Origin of the sequence: Bacillus sp. FSL M8-0071, from assembly GCF_037975455.1 — a bacterium.
Taxonomy (GTDB): Bacteria; Bacillota; Bacilli; order Bacillales; family Bacillaceae; genus Bacillus; species Bacillus subtilis.
Genome location: NZ_CP150256.1, coordinates 3321804 through 3341614, shown reverse-complemented (window position 1 = coordinate 3341614; position 19811 = coordinate 3321804). Strand labels below are relative to the sequence as shown.

Sequence of the window (19811 nt, the reverse complement as noted above, 5' to 3'; positions counted from 1 at the left end):
TATTTTATAAACTTTATTCTATAATGGGAAGCATTCAATTGTCTGAAAAATTAAATTTAAACTGAACAAATTGAATAAACTTAATTTTGGAGGTGCGATGTTTGCTGACATTAGAAAATGTCTCGAAAACATACAAGGGCGGCAAAAAAGCCGTGAACAACGTAAATCTTAAGATTGCAAAAGGCGAATTTATCTGCTTTATCGGGCCGAGCGGCTGCGGAAAAACGACAACAATGAAAATGATTAACCGATTAATTGAGCCTTCCGCCGGGAAGATTTTCATTGACGGCGAAAACATCATGGACCAGGATCCTGTAGAGCTCAGGCGCAAAATTGGCTATGTGATTCAGCAGATCGGCCTGTTTCCCCATATGACCATTCAGCAGAATATCTCACTCGTCCCAAAACTGCTGAAATGGCCGGAGCAGCAGCGGAAAGAGCGGGCGCGTGAGCTTTTAAAATTGGTCGATATGGGGCCAGAATATGTAGACCGTTACCCTCATGAATTAAGCGGGGGGCAGCAGCAGCGAATTGGTGTATTACGGGCACTTGCCGCGGAGCCGCCGCTTATCTTAATGGATGAACCGTTTGGGGCACTCGACCCGATTACGAGGGATTCCCTCCAGGAAGAATTTAAAAAACTGCAAAAAACCTTACATAAAACCATCGTATTTGTTACCCACGATATGGATGAAGCGATTAAGCTGGCAGACCGGATTGTGATTTTAAAAGCGGGAGAAATCGTTCAAGTTGGAACGCCCGATGACATTTTAAGAAATCCGGCAGACGAATTTGTTGAGGAATTTATCGGCAAGGAGCGGCTGATTCAGTCATCCAGCCCGGATGTTGAACGGGTTGACCAGATTATGAACACACAGCCTGTAACGATCACCGCGGATAAAACACTTTCTGAGGCCATTCAGCTGATGAGGCAGGAACGGGTCGATTCATTGCTGGTCGTCGATGACGAGCGTGTTCTGCAAGGCTATGTCGATGTTGAAATCATTGATCAATGCCGGAAAAAGGCCAATCTCGTCAGTGAAGTTTTACATGAAGATATATACACAGTACTGGGCGGCACACTGCTGCGCGACACGGTCCGCAAAATTTTAAAACGGGGTGTCAAATATGTTCCCGTTGTGGATGAAGACCGACGCCTGATCGGAATTGTGACGAGGGCAAGTCTGGTCGACATCGTGTATGACTCCCTCTGGGGAGAAGAAAAGCAGCTCGCAGCATTGTCATAGGGAGGGGCGATAAGTCATGCATCATATTGTTCAATTTTTGCAAACCAATGGGGGCGAGCTTCTTTATAAAACATACGAGCATATTACGATATCGCTCATTGCTGTGATCCTGGGCGTGCTGGTTGCCGTCCCCCTCGGGGTTGTGCTTACCAGAATGAAAAAAGGAGCCGGCACCATTATCGGCATTGTCAATATCATTCAGACGCTGCCGAGTCTGGCCATCCTCGCTTTTTTTATCCCGCTCCTTGGTGTAGGGAAGGTTCCGGCCATTGTGGCTTTGTTTTTCTATTCCGTATTGCCGATTCTTCGCAACACGTATACCGGCATTCGCGGCGTCAACAAAAATCTGCTCGAGTCTGGTAAAGGAATCGGAATGACGCCGTCTGAACAAGTCCGCTTGGTGGAGCTGCCGCTTGCCGCACCAGTGATCATGGCGGGAATCAGAACATCGACGATTTACTTAATCGGCTGGGCCACGCTTGCTTCCTTTATCGGAGGCGGCGGATTGGGTGATTACATTTTTATCGGACTGAATTTATATCAGCCGGAATATATCATCGGGGGCGCGGTACCTGTCACGATATTGGCAATTGTGATTGATTATGTGCTGGCAGTTGCTGAACGAAAACTGACACCTGCCGGCATGCAGAGATTGAATGAATTGTCATAAGGAGGCGGCTCATGAAAAGAAAATATCTCAAATTAATGATAGGTTTAGCACTTGCGGCAACGCTGACGCTGAGCGGCTGTTCGCTTCCTGGTCTCAGCGCTGCTGCAGACCAGACCATTAAAATCGGCGCGCAAAGCATGAGCGAATCAGAAATCATCGCCAGCATGCTTGGCCAGTTGATCGAACACCATACTGATCTCAAAACAACAACGATTAAAAATCTTGGCTCCAACGCGGTGCAGCAGCAGGCTTTAATGAACGGGGAAATCGACATTGCGGCCACAAGATATACGGGAGACGCGCTGACAGGCACGCTGAGAATGCAACCGGAAAAAGACCCGGACAAAGCGCTGGCGCTTACTCAGCGGGAGTTTAAAAAAAGATATGATTTAAAGTGGTATGACTCCTACGGGTTTGATAATACATATGCCTTTACAGTCAGCAGGGAGCTGGCCGACCAATACCATTTAGAGACCGTATCAGACGTTAAAAAATGGGCGCCGCAATTAAAGCTGGGCGTTGATAACTATTGGATGAAGCTCAAAGGAAACGGCTATCAGGATTTTACGAAAACCTACGGCATGACATTCGGCGGCACGTATCCGATGCAGATCGGCCTTGTGTACGACGCGGTGAAAAGCGGAAAAATGGACATTGTGCTTGCGTATTCAACCGATGGAAGAATCAAGTCCTATGGTCTCAAAATGCTAAAGGATGATAAACAATTTTTCCCGCCGTACGACTGCTCTCCGGTTGTTCCGGAAAAGGTGCTCAAAGAACATCCTGAGCTTGAAGGCATCATCAAGAAAATGCTCGGAAAAATCGACACAACCACGATGCAGGAGCTTAACTATGAAGTCGACGGCAATCTCAAAGAACCGTCTGTCGTTGCCAAGGAATATTTAGAAAAACATCACTACTTCGAATCGTGAAAGGGGGAAGAGGTCAATGAACGTGCTTGAACAGTTAATGACGTATTACGCGCAGAATGGCAGTTACGTCATGGATGAATTCGGCCGCCACTTTCTCATGTCGGCTTACGGCGTTTTATTTGCCGCTGTCGTCGGGGTTCCGGCCGGAATCCTCATCGCGCATTTTCGCCGTTTGTCAGCCTGGGTGTTTGCCGTAACAAACGTTATTCAAACAATCCCGGCGCTCGCTATGCTGGCCGTCTTAATGCTTGTTATGGGGCTCGGCGCAAATACCGTGATTCTATCATTATTTCTGTATTCCCTGCTGCCGATTATTCGAAACACGTACACAGGCATTATCAGTATTGAACATGCCTACTTAGAATCGGGAAAAGCAATGGGCATGACGAAATTCCAAGTACTCAGAATGGTTGAGCTCCCGCTCGCACTTTCTGTCATTATGGCGGGCCTTCGCACGGCTCTCGTCATTGCCATCGGAATTACAGCGATCGGCACATTTGTCGGTGCCGGAGGCCTTGGGGACATGATTGTCCGCGGCTCAAACGCAACAAACGGAACTGCGATTATTCTAGCCGGAGCGATACCAACTGCGGTGATGGCGGTAGGGGCGGATTTGCTCATGGCTTGGCTGGAGCGGGCATTAAGTCCGGTGAAGAAAAAAAGAACCGGGGCGAAACATGTTCAATCAGCTGCATAGAATAGAAAAAGAGGCTGGAGTCCAGCCTCTTTTTTCTATTTAAATCGTAAACTGACCCATCTTCTCATTAAGCTCATTGGCCAGCTGCTCAAGCTCTTCAGCATTTAGAAGCACTTGATCCATCGAATGGGCGGATTGCTCGGTAATTGAAAATGTTTCTTCAATGCCGGCGGCAGACTCTTCGGATACAGAAGCGATATTTTCAATCGATTGATTGATGGTAATCGATTGGTTTGTTAACTGCTTCAGGCCATCCGTTACTTCCTTAATGCTGTCTGCAACATGGGTGACGGATTGTTTGATATGCTGCATAGCCTGTCCGGTGTCTGTCAGGTTTTCCGTTCCTTTTTCGACTTCTGTAAAGCTGCTTTCCAAGTACGTAATGACAGTGTGGATCTCCTGCTGTGTCCCGTTTACAATCCGGGTAATGTCCTGCACGGAATCAGAAACGCCGTCAGCCAGCTTTCTGACTTCATCAGCCACAACGGCGAAGCCTTTGCCGCTTTCTCCAGCGCGGGCAGCTTCAATCGCGGCGTTAAGGGACAGCAAATTCGTCTGCTCGGCAATCCCGTTGATGACCTGAACGAGCTTGTTGATATCCTGAGAATGCTGTTCAAGTGATCTCACTTTATGAACGGCTTCTTGAACGATATGGTGGATGGTTTTCATTTGCTGTAATGACGTAGCCATATTTTCGTTTCCGCTTACCGCGAGTTCGAGAACGTTTTGAGACGTATCGCTGATGGTAATGCCGTGATTATAGACTTTATCAATGTTTTCAGTGAACTCATTCATCGATTCGGCAATCGTCACCGCGTCTTGGGCCTGCTGTTCAGAGCCCTCAGACATTTCGTTCATCGTTTCAGTAATATGTTTGCTGCCGGATCTTGTTTCATTCGTTGCGGTTGCAAGCACCTGTGAAGAAGAAAGAACCCGGCTTGATATGTCTTTAGAATATCCGACAATATCTCTCAGATTCCCTACCATTTTTTGCAGCGCTTCATTCAGATCACCCAGCTCGTCTTTTGAGTTGAGCGGCTCCATATCGTTCGACAGATCGCCTTCGGCAATATGATTGGCAGATTCCTTCATGCGAATGATAGGCTTTACAATGTTTCGCGTGATATAAAGCCAGATGAAAATGCTGATGAGGATCGAAGCTGCCACAAGCAAAGCAGTGTAAATGAGCCCTTTATGATAGACGGCCTTCGTTTCTTTTACCGCTGTGTTGCTGCCTTCTTGATTTAAGTCAACAAGCTGAGTGATTGTTTTTTTCATATCCTCAAAGCTGGCCTCAGTCTGAACCAATAAACCTCTTGCTTTGTCCATGTCATTCGTGCGGCCGCTTTCGATAATTTGCGCATGAATATCCATATAGGTATTCACTTCAGTTTGAAGCTGCTCGAACAGTTTCTGCTCTTTATCAGTGGAGATCGTTTTTTCGTAGTTATCGAGCTTTTGGTTAATGTCTTCCATGATTTGATTCATTTCTTGATCAAGTGTATCCATTTTGCTTTTGTCTGTATAAATCAGAAAGTCCTTTTCTTTAGAAGACAGGTGCTCGGTTACATAATTAATTGAAGTGATTCCTTTGATGCCGTCAATCCATTTTGTGTTGATTTCATCTGTTTTTTGAATGATATGCTGCATATTAAGAACGCCTATTCCGCCTACAAGTAAATTGATCAGGATCAGTGTCAAAAATACCAGGCTGAATTTGCGGGAAATCGTCAGTCGCATATAGTGGTCTCCTTTAAAAACGTAATGTGTGGATGTACTATATATCGGCTGAGAAATCGTTTTTTCACCTGGGAAAAAATAAAAAACGGCTCTTTTCTCATCTTTGAGATCAGAGCCGTTTTAGCAATTAGTCAAGAAAGGAAGGGTCAATCCATTCAGTCGCCCATTTAGAAATCTCACCTAATATGGGTGCTAGTGCCTTTCCTTTATCAGTCAATGAATATTCGATGCGAACCGGAGTTTCAGGGATGACATCCCGCTTCACTACTCCTTCAAGCTCAAGTTCTTTCAGCCGTTCTGACAGAACTCTGCCGCTTAGATTTGGAAGTGCTGCTTCAATTTCGCTAAATCGCTGAGACCCGTTCAAGAGCTGAAATACGATTAAAGCGACCCAGCGTTTACTTAAGATGTCGACTGCTTTTTCAAATCTAGGACACATTTCTGATTGGTTCATACTTTTCACCTCGTCTGTCACTATTATAACGCAAATAACGAGGGAGGGTATGCAAGCGTGATTGATAAAATATAGAAAGAGAAACAGGGGATTATGAGGAAGAGGCCCGTTTTTTTGCTTCTGAAGACAAAAAATCGAAGTATTTACTGAGATTTTCAATATCCTGCTTTGAGAGATGTTCCCATTTTTGACTATTGAAAATCGGGAGGTGCTCCGCTCCGCGAGTGACAGCCGTCTGGTAAATTTCATAAACGGATTGATAGCTTTCAGATGCTTCGCGGATTTCTTCTGGAAAAGCTTGAATATGACCAGCGGCAGCCATCAGGTTTTCGTAGGGCACTTTCAGTACAGTCGCCAGTTTTTTAATCGTGGCGGGTTTTGGCGTCCCGCGTTTGCCGTTTTCAATTTTTGAAATGGTGGCCGAGCTGATGCCTGAGTACACCGCAAGCTGATTCACTGTCAGTTTGCGGGCGCGGCGCAGCTCCCGTAATTGCTGTCCGAACGGTGACATGGTCTATCGCCTCACATTTCTATCAAGAGTCAGTCATCAGCAGACCGTTTTTTGGCTTCGTCTGAAATAAACGAAAAATAATGATCCAGCATGAGCAAATCTTCTTTATTGAGATATTGCCACTTTTCGTTCTCAAGAAGCGCAAGGTTTTTCAGGTCATAGGCCTCCGCTTTTTCAAGCAGCTTGCACTTCGTTTCGTAAGGGGCCCTGGCTTCATGCACTTCTTCGATGTAACCAGCCTTGTACATAAGCCCCTCATAAGGAATTTTTAAGGCCTCTGCCAGTTTTTTGATGGTGGCAGGTTTGGGAACGCCCCGTTTTCCGTTTTCGATTCTGGAGATGCCGGCCGCGCTTACGCCTGAATAAGTCGCCAGCTGGTTGACTGTTAACTTTCTCTCTTCACGCAATGCCCGTAATTGTTCGCCAAAGCTTTCCATATATCTCACCCCGTCCCTCACTGTTACTCATATTTTAGTATGTTTATTGACTAAAGGGAATAGGTAGACTGGAAATGTATTGACAAAAGTTAACATAAGCCGTAATGTAAAAGTATAGAAAAAAGTTTTTCAGGAATGGAAGGTGAGGAAAGTGCCAGTAGAAAAGATACAGATTAGACGTGATTATGTCTTGCAGTATATGGTTAATAACGATTATTCCCTTAATCAGCTTGCGCTGGAAATCGGAGTCTCACCCGCCACACTGAGCCGCGTGCTGAATGGAGAAAGACGGCCGGGGCAGCTTGTGATCGGTAAAATGCTTCACTATTTTAATTTGAAATTTGAGGATCTTTTTTACTATGATTTTGTTGACAAAAGTCAATAAAATATAGAAAACGCAAGGAGATCCAAGCGTTTTCTATATTGAATGATGTGTCAGCACAAAACAAACCCTGTCACCAGCTCATTGCACGTTTTCCATTGTTTTGTCGGCAATTGATGTCCCTGATATTCCAATCTGAAAAATTCGGCATGTCTGCACGATCTTCGGTAATAGCCTGCGTTTGTAAAGGTCCAGTCCCGCAGGCCGCCATACATAAACAGCATTGGCATTTCTAGGCGGGGCAGCTGTTCAATGCAGTTGTAGCCAAGCGAATCCAGATAATACTGATGCCAATGGGCCAGGTCTGCTTTTTTCATATGGTCTGTTAATATGCTGCGAAGCTGTCTGTCTTTTGTGTGGCTGCCAGCGAGGATTTTCATGAGCAAACCGGGGTTTTTTTCAAGCAGATACATTCCCAGTTTGTGCAGCTTCTGGCCGATTACGTTATGAACAGCGGGGTAGGCGCCGGACAGAATAAGGTGTGACACTTTGTCCGGGCGGGTGAAGCCGATATGCTGCGCGATTAAGCCTCCGGCAGAATACCCGAATAACACAGCTTTATCAATGTGCAAAGCGTCCATGAATTGCGCGATCTCGTTTGCGTAATAGGAAATAGACGCTGGCTGATCGATATGATCACTATCACCGTGGCCGCTTAAATCGGGAAAAATCACCCTGAAATGCTTGGATAGAAGGCGCTGATAATAAAAAACCTTGCGTCCCATGCCCGGCGGGTGGATAAAAATGATAGGGATTCCCTGTCCATATTCTTCATAAAAAAGATGTTTCCTGCTGTCTATGCTGATAAGCGGCATCGCTTTTCTCCTTTGGCCTTTTCATATGAATAGGGTAACCAAGATAAAACGTCTTATCCGGCCTTTTGGCGTCTGATACAGCGTGACATGCCAACCCTTTTCATGTAAAATAGAAGTAATGTAGCCAGTGAGTCTGGAGGTGTATGGGATGCACGCAGTTTTGATTACCTTATTGGTTATCGTCAGCATTGCACTTATTATTGTCGTTTTGCTTCAATCCAGTAAAAGCGCCGGATTATCTGGTGCGATTTCAGGCGGAGCGGAGCAGCTCTTCGGGAAACAAAAAGCAAGAGGTCTTGATTTAATTTTGCACCGCATTACGGTAGTGCTGGCAGTCTTGTTTTTCGTGTTAACGATTGCGCTTGCTTATATCCTATAGGGCAATGTTTGTATAAGGTCTGATGTGAAGTCAGGCCTTTTTCACGTTTCTGGATGATATTCAAAACGTTTTTTTCTGATTAAACTGTGGAAAACTAAAATGATCGTGCAGATAGAAAGGGAGACATGAGCATGAAAGTTGTGACACCAAAACCATTTACATTTAAAGGCGGAGACAAAGCGGTGCTTTTGCTGCACGGCTTTACAGGCAATACAGCGGATGTAAGGATGCTGGGACGATATTTGAATGAACGCGGCTATACGTGCCACGCGCCTCAATATGAAGGACATGGCGTCCCGCCTGAAGAACTTGTACATACGGGGCCCGAAGACTGGTGGAAAAACGTAATGGATGGCTATGAATACTTAAAATCTGAAGGCTATGAGAGCATTGCTGCCTGCGGACTGTCGCTTGGCGGGGTTTTTTCGCTGAAATTGGGTTACACTGTACCCATAAAGGGAATTGTCCCAATGTGCGCACCGATGCATATTAAGAGTGAAGAGGTCATGTATCAAGGCGTTCTTTCATACGCTCGCAATTACAAAAAGTTTGAGGGGAAAAGCCCGGAGCAAATTGAAGAGGAAATGAAAGAATTCGAAAAAACGCCGATGAATACCCTCAAGGCGCTGCAAGACTTAATTGCTGATGTGCGGAATAATGTCGATATGATTTATTCACCGACATTTGTGGTGCAGGCCCGTCATGACCACATGATTAATACCGAAAGCGCCAATATTATTTACAACGAAGTGGAAACTGATGATAAACAGCTGAAATGGTACGAGGAATCAGGGCATGTCATTACACTCGACAAAGAACGTGACCTCGTCCATCAGGATGTGTATGAATTTTTAGAGAAGCTCGATTGGTAATCAACAGGAGGTCGGATAATGGAAAAAGAAGCATTTATGGAAAAGCTTCTCTCGTTTATGAAGGAAGAGGCGTACAAACCTCTGACCGTTCAGGAACTTGAGGAGATGTTAAATATTACGGAAGCCGAGGAGTTTAAAGAGCTCGTCAAAGCGTTAGTCGCCTTGGAAGAAAAAGGCCTTATCGTACGGACGAGAAGCGACCGTTACGGCATTCCGGAGAAGATGAATTTAATAAAAGGAAAGATTTCAGCGCATGCGAAAGGATTCGCCTTTTTGCTGCCTGAGGATACGTCGTTAAGTGATGTGTTTATTCCGCCTAATGAGCTAAATACGGCAATGAACGGCGATATCGTCATGGTGCGTCTAAATTCACAGTCAAGCGGCTCCAGGCAGGAAGGAACCGTCATACGGATTTTAGAAAGAGCGATTCAGCGGGTTGTCGGCACGTATACAGAAACGAGAAACTTCGGCTTTGTCATTCCGGACGACAAAAAAATCACGAGTGACATCTTCATTCCGAAAAATGGGAAAAATGGAGCTGCGGAAGGGCATAAGGTTGTTGTCAAGCTGACGAGCTATCCTGAAGGCCGCATGAACGCAGAGGGTGAGGTTGAAACCATTCTCGGCCACAAAAACGACCCGGGCATTGATATTTTATCGGTCATTCATAAGCACGGCCTGCCGGGAGAATTTCCAGCTGACGCAATGGAACAGGCATCAAGTACGCCTGACACGATTGATGAAAAAGATCTGAAAGACCGCCGTGATCTCCGTGACCAGGTGATTGTCACCATTGATGGTGCGGATGCGAAGGATTTGGATGATGCAGTTACCGTGACGAAGCTTGATGATGGAAGCTACAAGCTTGGCGTTCACATAGCTGATGTCAGCCATTACGTAACCGAAAACTCGCCGATTGACAAAGAAGCGCTTGAAAGAGGGACAAGTGTGTATCTGGTTGACCGTGTCATCCCGATGATTCCGCACAGATTGTCAAACGGCATCTGCTCCTTAAATCCAAAGGTTGACCGCCTGACGCTTTCTTGTGAAATGACAATTAACAGTCAGGGACAGGTGACAGAGCACGAGATCTTCCAAAGTGTCATCAAAACAACGGAAAGAATGACATATTCAGATGTAAATAAAATTCTTGTTGACGATGATGAAGAGCTGAAACAAAAATACGAGCCTCTTGTTCCGATGTTCAAAGACATGGAGCGCCTGGCTCAAATTCTGCGCGATAAGCGGATGGACCGCGGCGCCGTTGACTTTGATTTCAAAGAAGCAAAGGTGCTTGTTGATGACGAAGGAGCGGTTAAAGACGTTGTGATCAGAGAACGCTCTGTTGCCGAGAAGCTGATTGAAGAATTTATGCTTGTGGCAAACGAAACAGTGGCAGAGCATTTCCATTGGATGAACGTCCCGTTTATATACCGGATTCACGAAGAGCCGAATGCTGAAAAGCTGCAAAAGTTTTTAGAGTTTGTGACGACATTTGGCTATGTGGTGAAAGGAACGGCGGGAAATATTCATCCGCGCGCGCTGCAAAGCATTCTGGACGCTGTGCGTGACAGACCAGAGGAAACGGTTATATCTACTGTTATGCTCCGTTCGATGAAACAGGCGAAATACGACCCGCAAAGCTTGGGGCACTTCGGTCTGTCAACGGAATTCTATACGCATTTCACATCGCCGATCCGCCGTTATCCGGACTTAATCGTTCACCGCCTGATCCGAACGTATTTGATCAACGGCAAAGTCGATGAAGCGACTCAGGAAAAGTGGGCTGAACGCCTGCCGGATATCGCCGAACATACATCATCAATGGAGCGCCGTGCAGTTGACGCCGAGCGTGAGACGGATGATCTGAAAAAAGCGGAATACATGCTTGATAAAATCGGTGAAGAGTTTGACGGCATGATCAGCTCTGTGACAAACTTCGGAATGTTCGTCGAGTTGCCGAATACAATTGAAGGACTCGTCCATGTCAGCTTTATGACAGATGACTACTACCGCTTTGACGAACAGCATTTCGCAATGATTGGCGAGCGGACAGGCAACGTCTTCCGCATCGGGGATGAAATCACAGTCAAGGTTGTCGATGTCAATAAAGATGAGCGCAATATCGACTTTGAAATTGTCGGCATGAAGGGCACTCCGCGGCGTCCGAGAGAATTGGACAGCAGCCGGAGCAGAAAACGCGGAAAGCCTGCCAGAAAACGTGTTCAAAGCACCAATACACCTGTTTCTCCAGCTCCGTCTGAGGAAAAAGGGGAGTGGTTCACTAAGCCGAAGAAGAAAAAGAAAAAACGCGGCTTCCAGAATGCGCCGAAACAGAAACGGAAAAAGAAGAAATAGCAGCTCAACCAGCAAATAGGGCCGCAGCGCTCTATTTGCTTTCTTTCGGAAACAGCTTTTCATTGTAGCGGTACGTGACATTTGGTAAAATAGAGCGTATCGCAAAAGGTGGACAGTTTTTCCTTAGAGAGAGGAGGTTCTGGCATGCCAAAAGGGTCAGGAAAAGTATTATCTCAAAATAAGAAAGCCAACCACGATTATTTTATAGAAGAAACCTATGAAACAGGCATCGTTCTGCAAGGAACCGAAATCAAATCGATTCGCGCCGGCCGCGTAAACCTTAAGGATTCCTTCGCCAAAATCGAACGGGGAGAAGTGTTTCTCCACAATATGCACGTCAGCCCATATGAGCAGGGAAACCGCTATAACCACGATCCGCTCCGGACAAGAAAGCTGTTAATGCACCGCAAGGAGATTAATAAGCTGATCGGGTTAACAAAGGAAAAAGGCTATTCTCTCGTTCCGCTGAAGCTGTATTTAAAAAACGGCTTTGCCAAAGTGCTTCTCGGCCTTGGAAAAGGGAAGAAGAACTATGACAAACGGGAAGATCTGAAGCGCAAGGACGCGAAGCGGGAAATCGAAAGAGCATTTAGAGACAGTCAAAAAGGCTTCTAAAGGCATAGTGCTTGATTCGAAATTCAGGCCTGTGCTATACTGTGTTCACGATTAGATCACGACGCCATTCATTTGAAGGATTTGACAATTGAAAAGAGCCGTGATCATGTTATAATAAGACTATAGCCAGTTTGAGTGAGAGCTTGATATTTTCTCCCGTATTTCCCTTATACCAAGGGGACGTTACGGATTCGACAGGGATGGATCGAGCTTGAGCTGCGAGCCGAGAGGCGATCTCGTAAACACGCACTTAAATATAACTGGCAAAACTAACAGTTTTAACCAAAACGTAGCATTAGCTGCCTAATAAGCGCAGCGAGCTCTTCCTGACATTGCCTATGTGTCTGTGAAGAGCACATCCAAGTAGGCTACGCTTGCGTTCCCGTCTGAGAACGTAAGAAGAGATGAACAGACTAGCTCTCGGAAGGCCCGCCCGCAGGCAAGAAGATGAGTGAAACCATAAATATGCAGGCTACGCTCGTAGACGCTTAAGTAATCGATGTTTCTGGACGTGGGTTCGACTCCCACCGTCTCCATACATACTGACAATAAAGCAGAACCTCTTAAGAGGTTCTGCTTTATTTTTTCTCCAAACCACAGGCACCAAAAAGTGCGTACTTCCATTTCAATCCCAGCTGTTTCATACTGATTGCAGAGCAGATGTTTCACCAATCAGATTTCTGTCAATAAATAAGAGGAATCAAAAACGGAGGGATGAATAATGAAGCTGAATTTACAAGGAAAAACCGCACTGGTGACCGGTTCGACATCTGGGATCGGAAAAGCTATTGCCTCTTCGTTAGCTGAAGAAGGTGCGGCAGTGATCATTAACGGACGCCGGGAAGAGAAAGTGAATCAGACGATAGATGAACTGAAAACACAACATGCTGAAGCGCTTCTTTATCCGGCCGCATTTGATTTGGGAACTGAAGAAGGCTGCAATGAGCTGTTTCAGGCATATCCAGAGGTTGATATTTTGGTCAACAATTTAGGGATTTTTGAACCGGCGGAGTACTTTGATATTCCCGACGATGAATGGTTTCGTTTTTTTGAAGTGAATATTATGAGCGGTGTAAGGCTGACACGCAGGTATTTGCATAACATGATAGAGAAAAAAGAAGGGCGTGTGATTTTCATTGCCAGTGAAGCGGCGATTATGCCGTCACAGGAAATGGCCCATTACAGTGCGACAAAAACGATGCAGCTGTCCATTTCCCGCAGTTTGGCGGAGCTGGCAACCGGCACGAATGTCACAGTCAACACCGTCATGCCGGGCTCTACCTTAACAGAGGGTGTGGAAACCATGCTGAACTCGCTGTATCCTGGTGAAAACCTGACTGTTCAAGAAGCTGAGGCACGTTTTATGAAAGAAAACCGGCCGACATCTATTATTCAAAGACTGATCCGTCCGGAAGAAATCGCCCACTTCGTTACATTTTTAAGCAGCCCGCTTTCCTCTGCGATCAATGGCGCGGCACTTCGGGCGGACGGCGGTTTGGTCCGCAGTGTCTTTTAAACCTCTCCCAACAGGAGAGGTTTTTTATATATTGTTGATTTCCATAAATTTCTGCCGTATAATATTGGTACCGAAATAGTTTTCTTGGTACCGAAAGCGGGGGATTAATATGGATAAAAGAATTCTGGCGGAAACTTTCCGGCTGATCAAGCAAAAAGGATTTTCATTTACGATGAATGATTTGGCTGCAGCGCTGGGAACGAGCAAACGGACGCTCTATGCATATTATTCATCTAAAGATCAGCTTGTTGAGGCGGTTGTCGAACAATTTTTAGCCGAAATGAAGCAAATGGAAAGAGACATCTATGAAAATGAAAGTTTAAATGTGCTTGAAAAGGTGAAAAAAATGCTGATCAGCCTTCCGCAGGGGATGGAACTGCTGAACATGGGATTATTAAATGAACTAAAGAAATACCATTACGATGCGTGGCTTACATTAGACGCGTTTATTAAGGAAGAATGGGCGATTGTCCTAGCATTATTAAACGAGTGCAAACAGCAAAAGAGAATCAGAAACATCAATCCGGACCTGTTTGTTCACATGTATATAGGGAGCATCAATCAAGTGTATGAGCCTGAATATCCGCTGAAACATCAGTTCACGACAGGAGAGGTGCTTGAATCAATTGTAGATGTTTTGTTTAACGGTATAACAGCTGATGAGGAGGCTGATGCGACATGAATTGGGTGTTTCTATGCTCGGCGATTTTGTTTGAGGTTGCGGGAACGGTCAGCATGAAGCTATCGTCCGGTTTTACAAAGCTTATTCCCAGTTTGCTGTTGATTTTCTTTTATGGAGGGAGTCTTTTCTTTCTGACGCTTACGCTTAAATCCATTGATGTATCAGTTGCTTATGCTGTATGGTCAGGGATGGGAATTGTCCTGATTACAGTCGTTGGTTTTTTGTTTTTTCAAGAACATTTTAGTGTCATGAAAGTCATTTCAATTGGATTGATTATTGCCGGTGTTGTGTCTTTAAACCTGATCGAGCATGCTGCGGTGTCTGAGCCGGTACATAAAAGCGGGCAGTACAAATGAGATATATGAAGCTGTTTTTTCTCGTGACTGATATCGGTTTTATCTTGTACTGGCTGTCAGCCGGGTTTTCGCTCATACCGGAAAGCTGGGCTTTTAAACATCATGACCATCCGTTTATGATCGCTTGGAACTGGTCTTTTTTTCCGCTGGATATCCTGATTTCTGTCACAGGGTTGTACAGCTTGTACCTACAGCGGGTGAATCGTGCTGACTGGAAGCTGATGGCGCTGATTTCTCTTGTGCTGACCTGTTGTTCAGGTCTGCAGGCGCTATCATTCTGGACATTCAGCAGTGACTTTGATCTTGTGTGGTGGCTGTTTAATGGGTATCTATTGATTTATCCTTTATTTTTTATTCACCTGCTCTTAAAGGAAGGCAGAAGGACAAAACAGTCCTGACAGGTGCCGCTTTTATGATAATAAACTGATGTAATAAAGCAGAGACGGTATAAGTCTCTGTTTTTTTATCGGGCGCACCAATTGAGAAGCTAACCGCGTTTTTGGGCATACTAAAGCGAAGAAACGGGAAAAGTTCTACACATTCATTGAAAAGGATTTTGTCAAATGAACAAAACTGCTGCGAACAATCAAAGAATCATGCCTATCGTGAAGGATGCCTTTCGCATTCATGCAAATCCATTTCCTTGGAAAAAGGCTATCGGATCAGGTTTCGCTTCAGGGTTTCCTGTGCTGGTCGGAGCATTGGCAGGTCACACGGATTACGGATTAACTGCAAGTATCGGAGGCTTTGTTTATTTATATGCGGGCGGTGAATCATACAAAAAGCGCGCCTTGAAGCTGCTCTTGGTTTCCATTGGGATCGCCCTCTCATTTGGCTTAGGGACGCTTTTGTCCGGGATGCTTTGGATGATGGCGGCTGTTTTGGGGCTGATCGGTGCAGCGGCGATGTTTATTTTTAGCGCGCTCGGCATTCAAGGCCCTGCGCCGATGTTTTTTGTCCTTGCCTTTTTAGTCAGTTCCGGGCTGCCGGCCGATCCTTCACAAGCGCTGTTCAGAGCGGGACTGACGTTTCTCGGCGGCATCTTCGCCATGGGTATCGCTTTAATCGGCTGGTTATCGAACAAACATGGACCGGAGGGAGCGGTGCTGCAAAAAACATATCATCAGCTGGCTGCATGTCTTTCAGCCGTCGGAACGCCAGGTTTTCATAACGCACAGCATCAGACCGTGCTCATGCTTAGAACAGCCCGCCAAACGGTTCTTGGGAAAGGGAACAGACGGAAAAAATCGCGGCATGATGAACGATTTTTCCGCCTCCTTGAAAAAGCTGACGACATATTCATTGCCATTATTCATTTTTCAGCTGAAACGCCGGACAGAGAGACCGCGCAGATTGAAAAGGCACTTCGCCAAACCGGAGATATGCTTGCGCATGCACGGGTTTCCGGTACGTTTCAGATTAATGAGAACGAATCTGAGCCTAGGCGGAAGCTGTTTGAAGAAATCAATGAGGTTTTGTATATCGCTTCAGGACGTTTTGATAAGCAGCTTGACGGGGAACCAAGCCGCCTGCCATCCTCTTTTTACTTTTTGAGAAATGCCTTTGACTGGAAGTCTCCAGTTTTGATTAGAGCGTTAAAGTACGGAATTGTTCTGTTTGCCGCCGATATGTTTGCCCTCGCATTCGGCTTTGCACGCTCCTATTGGATTCCGCTTTCGGCAGCAGCGGTCATGCTTGGCACTACTGTTGTTTTTACGCTTCACAGGGCTATTCAGCGTTCGGCCGGAACGGTGATCGGTGTTATACTGGCAGGCGCAATCCTGTTTTTTAAGCCGGGCGGTGTTTATATTGCGTTTTGTATTGCAGCGCTGCAATGTCTTCTTGAGATGCTGATCGTCCGCAATTATGCGCTGGCTGTTCCCTTTTTAACCGCAAATGCGCTTGTTATCACAGAAAGTATGCATGGCGGGGCGGGCGCCGGTTATTTTACGATAGCGAGGCTGACTGATGTAGCTGTCGGCAGCGTGATCGGGCTGTTGGGAACAATGCTTTTGTGGCGGCGGTTTTCAACCAAGCGGCTGCCAGAACTTGTGCGGAATGTCATCCGGCTGGAAGGGCAGTTTATGGAGAAACTGTTAACCGGGCAAATTGCCGACGAACACAAGTTAAGGGTGAGTCTTGTCAGGCTTCGGGATGCGTATGACAAGGCGCTTGGCGAGTTTCCTCACGCGAATGCGGAGGCGCTCTGGCCTGCCATTTCCGGTGCTCAGCACTTAGGGTACTATTTGCTCTCGGCGCAAGCTCACCGCCGTCCGCCTGCTCCGTTTTCTGATGAAGAGATCAACCAGCTGCGGGCGTTTTTTGAACGGGCTGAGCAATCCTTTATCATGAAAAGGATGCCTGCGGATATTCAAGTGCCGCATGTCCCTCATTATCCTCGAATCAGTAAAGAATTGTCTGCGCTGTATTCCGGCTTGAGAACAGCTTTTGAAAAGTAAGCTGTTTGGGAAAGTTAAATAATCTTTAATTCGAGATGTTTTACTTGAAAGTAAATTTCTTTGTCTCTATAATAAAGTCTAAGAGAGACAGAATAATCATTATGCATCTGTATGATAATAATTGATGTGTGATTTTTAAAAACGAAAGGGCTGGTAAAAATGGCAAAAGTATTATATATCACTGCTCATCCGCATGACGAAGCAACTTCGTACAGTATGGCAACAGGTAAAGCATTTATCGAATCTTACAAAGAAGCGAATCCAAATGATGAAGTTGTACATATCGATTTGTACAAAGAAAACATCCCGCATATTGACGCAGATGTATTCAGCGGATGGGGAAAGCTTCAGTCAGGTACAGGCTTTGAAGAGCTTTCTGAAAGCGAAAAAGCGAAAGTAGGCCGTTTGGGAGAGCTTAGCGATCAATTTGCATCAGCTGATAAGTATGTATTTGTTACTCCTTTATGGAACTTCTCATTCCCGCCAGTGATGAAAGCGTATCTCGATTCTGTTGCTGTTGCAGGAAAATCATTCAAATACACAGAACAAGGTCCTGTCGGCTTGTTAACTGATAAAAAAGCAATTCATATCCAAGCGCGCGGCGGCTACTATTCAGAAGGCCCTGCGGCTGAGATGGAAATGGGGCACCGCTACATCGGCATCATGATGAACTTCTTCGGCGTACCATCATTCGATGGCATTTTCGTAGAGGGACATAATGCGGAGCCTGATAAAGCACAGCAAATCAAAGAAGACGCGATTGCGCGTGCGAAAGAAGCAGGAAAAACATTCTAATGAAAAAGCCTCCCCTTATTTGGGGAGGCTTTTGTTTTAGTGCTCCAGCATAATGGTTCGTTTCTCTTTACTGCTTTCCATCGCGGCTTCAATGATGCGGATGACATTAATACCTTCCTCAGCAGTGACTGGCAGCGCAGCACCTTCTCGTATGCTTTCCGCTATTTTACGGTAATAAGTAAGGTAGGAGCCATTTACTGATGGGATCGTTTCTGTTTTTTTGTCGGAGCCACGAATGGTTGTAAGCTGTCCGTAAAACTCCGGATCATCTGCACCCCAGCTGTCATCCTCTGGTTTTCTTCCCGCTCTGAGTGCGTCTTCCTGTCCGTCAATTCCGTATTTGATAAAGCTGGAATCTTTTCCATGGATTTGATAACGAGGTCCGTTTGCCGGAACGATTGATCCTCCGTATAGAATGGCTTGAAGCTTGCCATAATCCAGGGTTAAATGAAAATAGTCAACCGTTTCGGCATTTTCCCGCTGGGCCATCACGTTTGCAGTCACGGCTTTAGGCATCCCAAACAAATGCAGGGTTTGGTCTATGATGTGGGAGCCGAGATCATACAGCGTACCAGTGGCAATGCCTTCTTTTTCCCGCCACCGCGCTTGAACTTCAGGTCTGTAGCGGTCATAGGAAACTTGATATGTATTGATATCTTCAAGGGATCCTTCAGAGATCAGTTTTTTAATCGTTAAAAAATCGTTATCCCAGCGTCGGTTATGATATACGCTTAATAATACGCCTTTTTCATCGGCAGCCCTTTTTAATGTTTCCCCCTCTTCGGCCGTTGCTGTCATTGGTTTTTCCATCACAACATGTTTTCCGGCCTGTATGCATGCCATAGCATGCTCGTAATGAAGGCCGCTCGGGGTGGTGACAATGACAAGCTCAATGGCAGGGTCATTTGTGATTTCCTCAAGCTCATGTACAACCTCAGCATCTGGAAAATCCCGTTTCACTTCTTCTGTCCGAGATGTCATGATTTTGCTGATTTGATATTCATCCAGAACATCCAGCAGCGGCCCGTGAAAAACAGAACCGGACAATCCGTATCCTAATATTCCAACCTTGATCGTATCCACTTTCCTTCTCCCCTTTAAAAGCGTTATCAACAGAAGTATATACCCTCCTGGTCAAATGGTAAAACCTAACTGATTCATTTTTTGCGTCGGCATGCTTAGACAACCGTTTGGACAATCAGTATAATGGGAATTAATATCATTAAACAGAGGTGTACGCATGGAAAAGCATAACGAACATAAAACATTAAACCATAAAAGCTCGAAAGAAAAAGATCAGATTACAAACCGGCTTAAGCGGATTGAGGGTCAAGTCCGAGGCATTCAAAACATGGTGGAAAACGACAGATATTGTGTAGATATTCTTGTGCAAATTTCAGCTGTTCAGGCGGCAATGAAAAATGTGGCGCTTCATTTGCTTGAGGATCATGCCCATCATTGTGTAGCAGATGCCATCAAAAGCGGAGACGGGGAACAGGCCATTTCTGAGCTTTTGGACGTATTTAAAAAGTTCACAAAATCATAAAGCGTTTTTTTATTGTAATACCCTACGGGGGTATGGTAGGATGAAAATAGAAAGAATAAACAGGAGGAATTGATTATGGAACAAAAAACATTGCAAGTTGAAGGAATGTCTTGTCAGCACTGCGTCAAAGCAGTAGAAACAAGCGTAGGAGAACTGGACGGCGTCAGTGCCGTTCATGTCAATCTGGAAGCGGGTAAAGTCGATGTTTCGTTTGATGCTGACAAAGTATCAGTCAAAGATATTGCGGATGCGATAGAAGATCAGGGCTATGATGTAGCCAAGTGATTCAAGGTATCGCGCCTTTAGGGAGGCGCGATATTTCTTTCATTTTTATATACCCCCCAGGTG

The 19811-nt window shown here is 45.5% G+C and carries 23 protein-coding genes and 1 other RNA gene; 18 read left to right on the top strand and 6 right to left on the bottom strand.

Going from position 1 to position 19811, the window contains the following annotated elements:
- The first annotated feature begins 101 nt into the window (after positions 1-101).
- From opuBA to opuBD, 4 genes are read left to right on the top strand one after another with little or no spacing between them, the layout of a single operon-like run.
- Complete coding sequence (opuBA, locus tag MKX71_RS17360) at positions 102-1247, top strand: choline ABC transporter ATP-binding protein OpuBA (protein ID WP_003228368.1); 1146 nt, start codon at positions 102-104, stop codon at positions 1245-1247.
- A gap of 16 nt (positions 1248-1263) precedes the next feature.
- Complete coding sequence (gene opuBB / locus MKX71_RS17355) at positions 1264-1917, top strand: choline ABC transporter permease OpuBB (RefSeq protein WP_116315862.1); 654 nt, start codon at positions 1264-1266, stop codon at positions 1915-1917.
- Between the two features lie 11 nt (positions 1918-1928).
- The gene (opuBC, locus tag MKX71_RS17350; RefSeq protein ID WP_339231394.1) at positions 1929-2849 is read left to right on the top strand and encodes a choline ABC transporter substrate-binding lipoprotein OpuBC; all 921 of its coding nucleotides are present in this window, start codon (positions 1929-1931) and stop codon (positions 2847-2849) included.
- A 16-nt stretch (positions 2850-2865) separates the two neighbouring features.
- A complete protein-coding gene (gene opuBD / locus MKX71_RS17345; RefSeq protein WP_003228374.1) occupies positions 2866-3546 on the top strand; it encodes a choline ABC transporter permease OpuBD in 681 nt (226 codons plus the stop codon).
- Between the two features lie 39 nt (positions 3547-3585).
- Here opuBD and MKX71_RS17340 read toward each other — a convergent pair whose 3' ends face one another.
- The 4 genes from MKX71_RS17340 to rghR form a co-directional block, all read right to left on the bottom strand.
- On the bottom strand, positions 3586-5286 hold the full coding sequence (locus MKX71_RS17340) for a methyl-accepting chemotaxis protein (RefSeq protein WP_339231392.1): 1701 nt from the start codon (positions 5284-5286) through the stop codon (positions 3586-3588).
- A gap of 127 nt (positions 5287-5413) precedes the next feature.
- On the bottom strand, positions 5414-5740 hold the full coding sequence (gene catR / locus MKX71_RS17335) for a catDE operon transcriptional regulator CatR (protein WP_003242888.1): 327 nt from the start codon (positions 5738-5740) through the stop codon (positions 5414-5416).
- 91 nt (positions 5741-5831) lie between these two features.
- Positions 5832-6251, bottom strand: coding sequence for a helix-turn-helix transcriptional regulator (locus tag MKX71_RS17330; protein WP_070547762.1), 420 nt, complete (start codon positions 6249-6251; stop codon positions 5832-5834).
- A 29-nt stretch (positions 6252-6280) separates the two neighbouring features.
- Entirely contained in the window at positions 6281-6688 is a 408-nt protein-coding gene (gene rghR, locus MKX71_RS17325) for a transcriptional repressor RghR (protein ID WP_003220034.1), read from the bottom strand.
- Between the two features lie 151 nt (positions 6689-6839).
- Between rghR and MKX71_RS17320 the strand changes: the two genes are divergently transcribed.
- A complete protein-coding gene (locus MKX71_RS17320; RefSeq protein ID WP_009968172.1) occupies positions 6840-7073 on the top strand; it encodes a helix-turn-helix transcriptional regulator in 234 nt (77 codons plus the stop codon).
- A 50-nt stretch (positions 7074-7123) separates the two neighbouring features.
- Here MKX71_RS17320 and MKX71_RS17315 read toward each other — a convergent pair whose 3' ends face one another.
- Positions 7124-7885: an alpha/beta hydrolase gene (locus MKX71_RS17315; protein ID WP_213385620.1), complete on the bottom strand. Its 762-nt coding sequence runs from the start codon at positions 7883-7885 to the stop codon at positions 7124-7126.
- A gap of 148 nt (positions 7886-8033) precedes the next feature.
- On the opposite strand from MKX71_RS17315, the gene secG reads away from it, so the two are divergent.
- The 11 genes from secG (at position 8034) to azoRB (ending at position 17917) form a co-directional block, all read left to right on the top strand.
- On the top strand, positions 8034-8264 hold the full coding sequence (gene secG / locus MKX71_RS17310) for a preprotein translocase subunit SecG (RefSeq protein ID WP_003220028.1): 231 nt from the start codon (positions 8034-8036) through the stop codon (positions 8262-8264).
- 131 nt (positions 8265-8395) lie between these two features.
- The gene (locus tag MKX71_RS17305) at positions 8396-9136 is read left to right on the top strand and encodes a carboxylesterase (RefSeq protein WP_003242610.1); all 741 of its coding nucleotides are present in this window, start codon (positions 8396-8398) and stop codon (positions 9134-9136) included.
- Positions 9137-9154: 18 nt separating this feature from the next.
- The gene (gene rnr / locus MKX71_RS17300) at positions 9155-11494 is read left to right on the top strand and encodes a ribonuclease R (protein WP_003228386.1); all 2340 of its coding nucleotides are present in this window, start codon (positions 9155-9157) and stop codon (positions 11492-11494) included.
- A gap of 144 nt (positions 11495-11638) precedes the next feature.
- A complete protein-coding gene (smpB, locus tag MKX71_RS17295) occupies positions 11639-12109 on the top strand; it encodes an SsrA-binding protein (RefSeq protein WP_003220025.1) in 471 nt (156 codons plus the stop codon).
- Between the two features lie 176 nt (positions 12110-12285).
- Positions 12286-12648, top strand: a transfer-messenger RNA (tmRNA) gene (gene ssrA, locus MKX71_RS17290).
- Positions 12649-12830: 182 nt separating this feature from the next.
- Positions 12831-13625, top strand: a complete 795-nt coding sequence (locus tag MKX71_RS17285) for an SDR family oxidoreductase (protein ID WP_339231390.1) — start codon at positions 12831-12833, stop codon at positions 13623-13625.
- A gap of 109 nt (positions 13626-13734) precedes the next feature.
- Positions 13735-14307, top strand: coding sequence for a TetR/AcrR family transcriptional regulator (locus MKX71_RS17280; RefSeq protein ID WP_339231389.1), 573 nt, complete (start codon positions 13735-13737; stop codon positions 14305-14307).
- A complete protein-coding gene (locus MKX71_RS17275) occupies positions 14304-14663 on the top strand; it encodes a multidrug efflux SMR transporter (RefSeq protein WP_339231388.1) in 360 nt (119 codons plus the stop codon). Before MKX71_RS17280 ends, MKX71_RS17275 begins: the two co-directional genes overlap by 4 nt.
- Positions 14660-15061: a YvaD family protein gene (locus MKX71_RS17270; protein WP_003242541.1), complete on the top strand. Its 402-nt coding sequence runs from the start codon at positions 14660-14662 to the stop codon at positions 15059-15061. Before MKX71_RS17275 ends, MKX71_RS17270 begins: the two co-directional genes overlap by 4 nt.
- Positions 15062-15226: 165 nt before the next feature.
- Positions 15227-17122, top strand: a complete 1896-nt coding sequence (locus MKX71_RS17265; protein ID WP_339231387.1) for an FUSC family protein — start codon at positions 15227-15229, stop codon at positions 17120-17122.
- Positions 17123-17281: 159 nt separating this feature from the next.
- Positions 17282-17917: an FMN-dependent NADH-azoreductase AzoRB gene (gene azoRB, locus MKX71_RS17260; RefSeq protein WP_003243587.1), complete on the top strand. Its 636-nt coding sequence runs from the start codon at positions 17282-17284 to the stop codon at positions 17915-17917.
- A gap of 36 nt (positions 17918-17953) precedes the next feature.
- Here azoRB and iolW read toward each other — a convergent pair whose 3' ends face one another.
- Positions 17954-19030 (bottom strand): scyllo-inositol 2-dehydrogenase, encoded by a 1077-nt coding sequence (iolW, locus tag MKX71_RS17255; RefSeq protein ID WP_326253784.1) that lies wholly within the window; start codon positions 19028-19030, stop codon positions 17954-17956.
- 127 nt (positions 19031-19157) lie between these two features.
- Here iolW and csoR point away from each other — a divergent pair, with 127 nt between their 5' ends.
- Entirely contained in the window at positions 19158-19463 is a 306-nt protein-coding gene (gene csoR / locus MKX71_RS17250) for a copper-sensing transcriptional repressor CsoR (protein WP_003228404.1), read from the top strand.
- 75 nt (positions 19464-19538) lie between these two features.
- A complete protein-coding gene (gene copZ / locus MKX71_RS17245; protein ID WP_003244260.1) occupies positions 19539-19748 on the top strand; it encodes a copper chaperone CopZ in 210 nt (69 codons plus the stop codon).
- The last annotated feature ends 63 nt before the right edge of the window (positions 19749-19811 follow it).

Bases quoted from the DNA above. Each gene is read 5' to 3' on its own strand.
- opuBC (WP_339231394.1), top strand. From the start codon at position 1,929: ATGAAAAGAAAATATCTCAAATTAATGATAGGTTTAGCACTTGCGGCA.
- csoR (WP_003228404.1), top strand. From the start codon at position 19,158: ATGGAAAAGCATAACGAACATAAAACATTAAACCATAAAAGCTCGAAA.
- MKX71_RS17280 (WP_339231389.1), top strand. From the start codon at position 13,735: ATGGATAAAAGAATTCTGGCGGAAACTTTCCGGCTGATCAAGCAAAAA.
- opuBD (WP_003228374.1), top strand. From the start codon at position 2,866: ATGAACGTGCTTGAACAGTTAATGACGTATTACGCGCAGAATGGCAGT.
- catR (WP_003242888.1), bottom strand. From the start codon at position 5,740: ATGAACCAATCAGAAATGTGTCCTAGATTTGAAAAAGCAGTCGACATC.
- MKX71_RS17275 (WP_339231388.1), top strand. From the start codon at position 14,304: ATGAATTGGGTGTTTCTATGCTCGGCGATTTTGTTTGAGGTTGCGGGA.
- MKX71_RS17270 (WP_003242541.1), top strand. From the start codon at position 14,660: ATGAGATATATGAAGCTGTTTTTTCTCGTGACTGATATCGGTTTTATC.
- opuBB (WP_116315862.1), top strand. From the start codon at position 1,264: ATGCATCATATTGTTCAATTTTTGCAAACCAATGGGGGCGAGCTTCTT.
- rghR (WP_003220034.1), bottom strand. From the start codon at position 6,688: ATGGAAAGCTTTGGCGAACAATTACGGGCATTGCGTGAAGAGAGAAAG.
- MKX71_RS17330 (WP_070547762.1), bottom strand. From the start codon at position 6,251: ATGTCACCGTTCGGACAGCAATTACGGGAGCTGCGCCGCGCCCGCAAA.
- MKX71_RS17265 (WP_339231387.1), top strand. From the start codon at position 15,227: ATGAACAAAACTGCTGCGAACAATCAAAGAATCATGCCTATCGTGAAG.
- azoRB (WP_003243587.1), top strand. From the start codon at position 17,282: ATGGCAAAAGTATTATATATCACTGCTCATCCGCATGACGAAGCAACT.
- MKX71_RS17315 (WP_213385620.1), bottom strand. From the start codon at position 7,885: ATGCCGCTTATCAGCATAGACAGCAGGAAACATCTTTTTTATGAAGAA.
- rnr (WP_003228386.1), top strand. From the start codon at position 9,155: ATGGAAAAAGAAGCATTTATGGAAAAGCTTCTCTCGTTTATGAAGGAA.
- secG (WP_003220028.1), top strand. From the start codon at position 8,034: ATGCACGCAGTTTTGATTACCTTATTGGTTATCGTCAGCATTGCACTT.
- MKX71_RS17285 (WP_339231390.1), top strand. From the start codon at position 12,831: ATGAAGCTGAATTTACAAGGAAAAACCGCACTGGTGACCGGTTCGACA.
- MKX71_RS17305 (WP_003242610.1), top strand. From the start codon at position 8,396: ATGAAAGTTGTGACACCAAAACCATTTACATTTAAAGGCGGAGACAAA.
- copZ (WP_003244260.1), top strand. From the start codon at position 19,539: ATGGAACAAAAAACATTGCAAGTTGAAGGAATGTCTTGTCAGCACTGC.
- smpB (WP_003220025.1), top strand. From the start codon at position 11,639: ATGCCAAAAGGGTCAGGAAAAGTATTATCTCAAAATAAGAAAGCCAAC.
- MKX71_RS17340 (WP_339231392.1), bottom strand. From the start codon at position 5,286: ATGCGACTGACGATTTCCCGCAAATTCAGCCTGGTATTTTTGACACTG.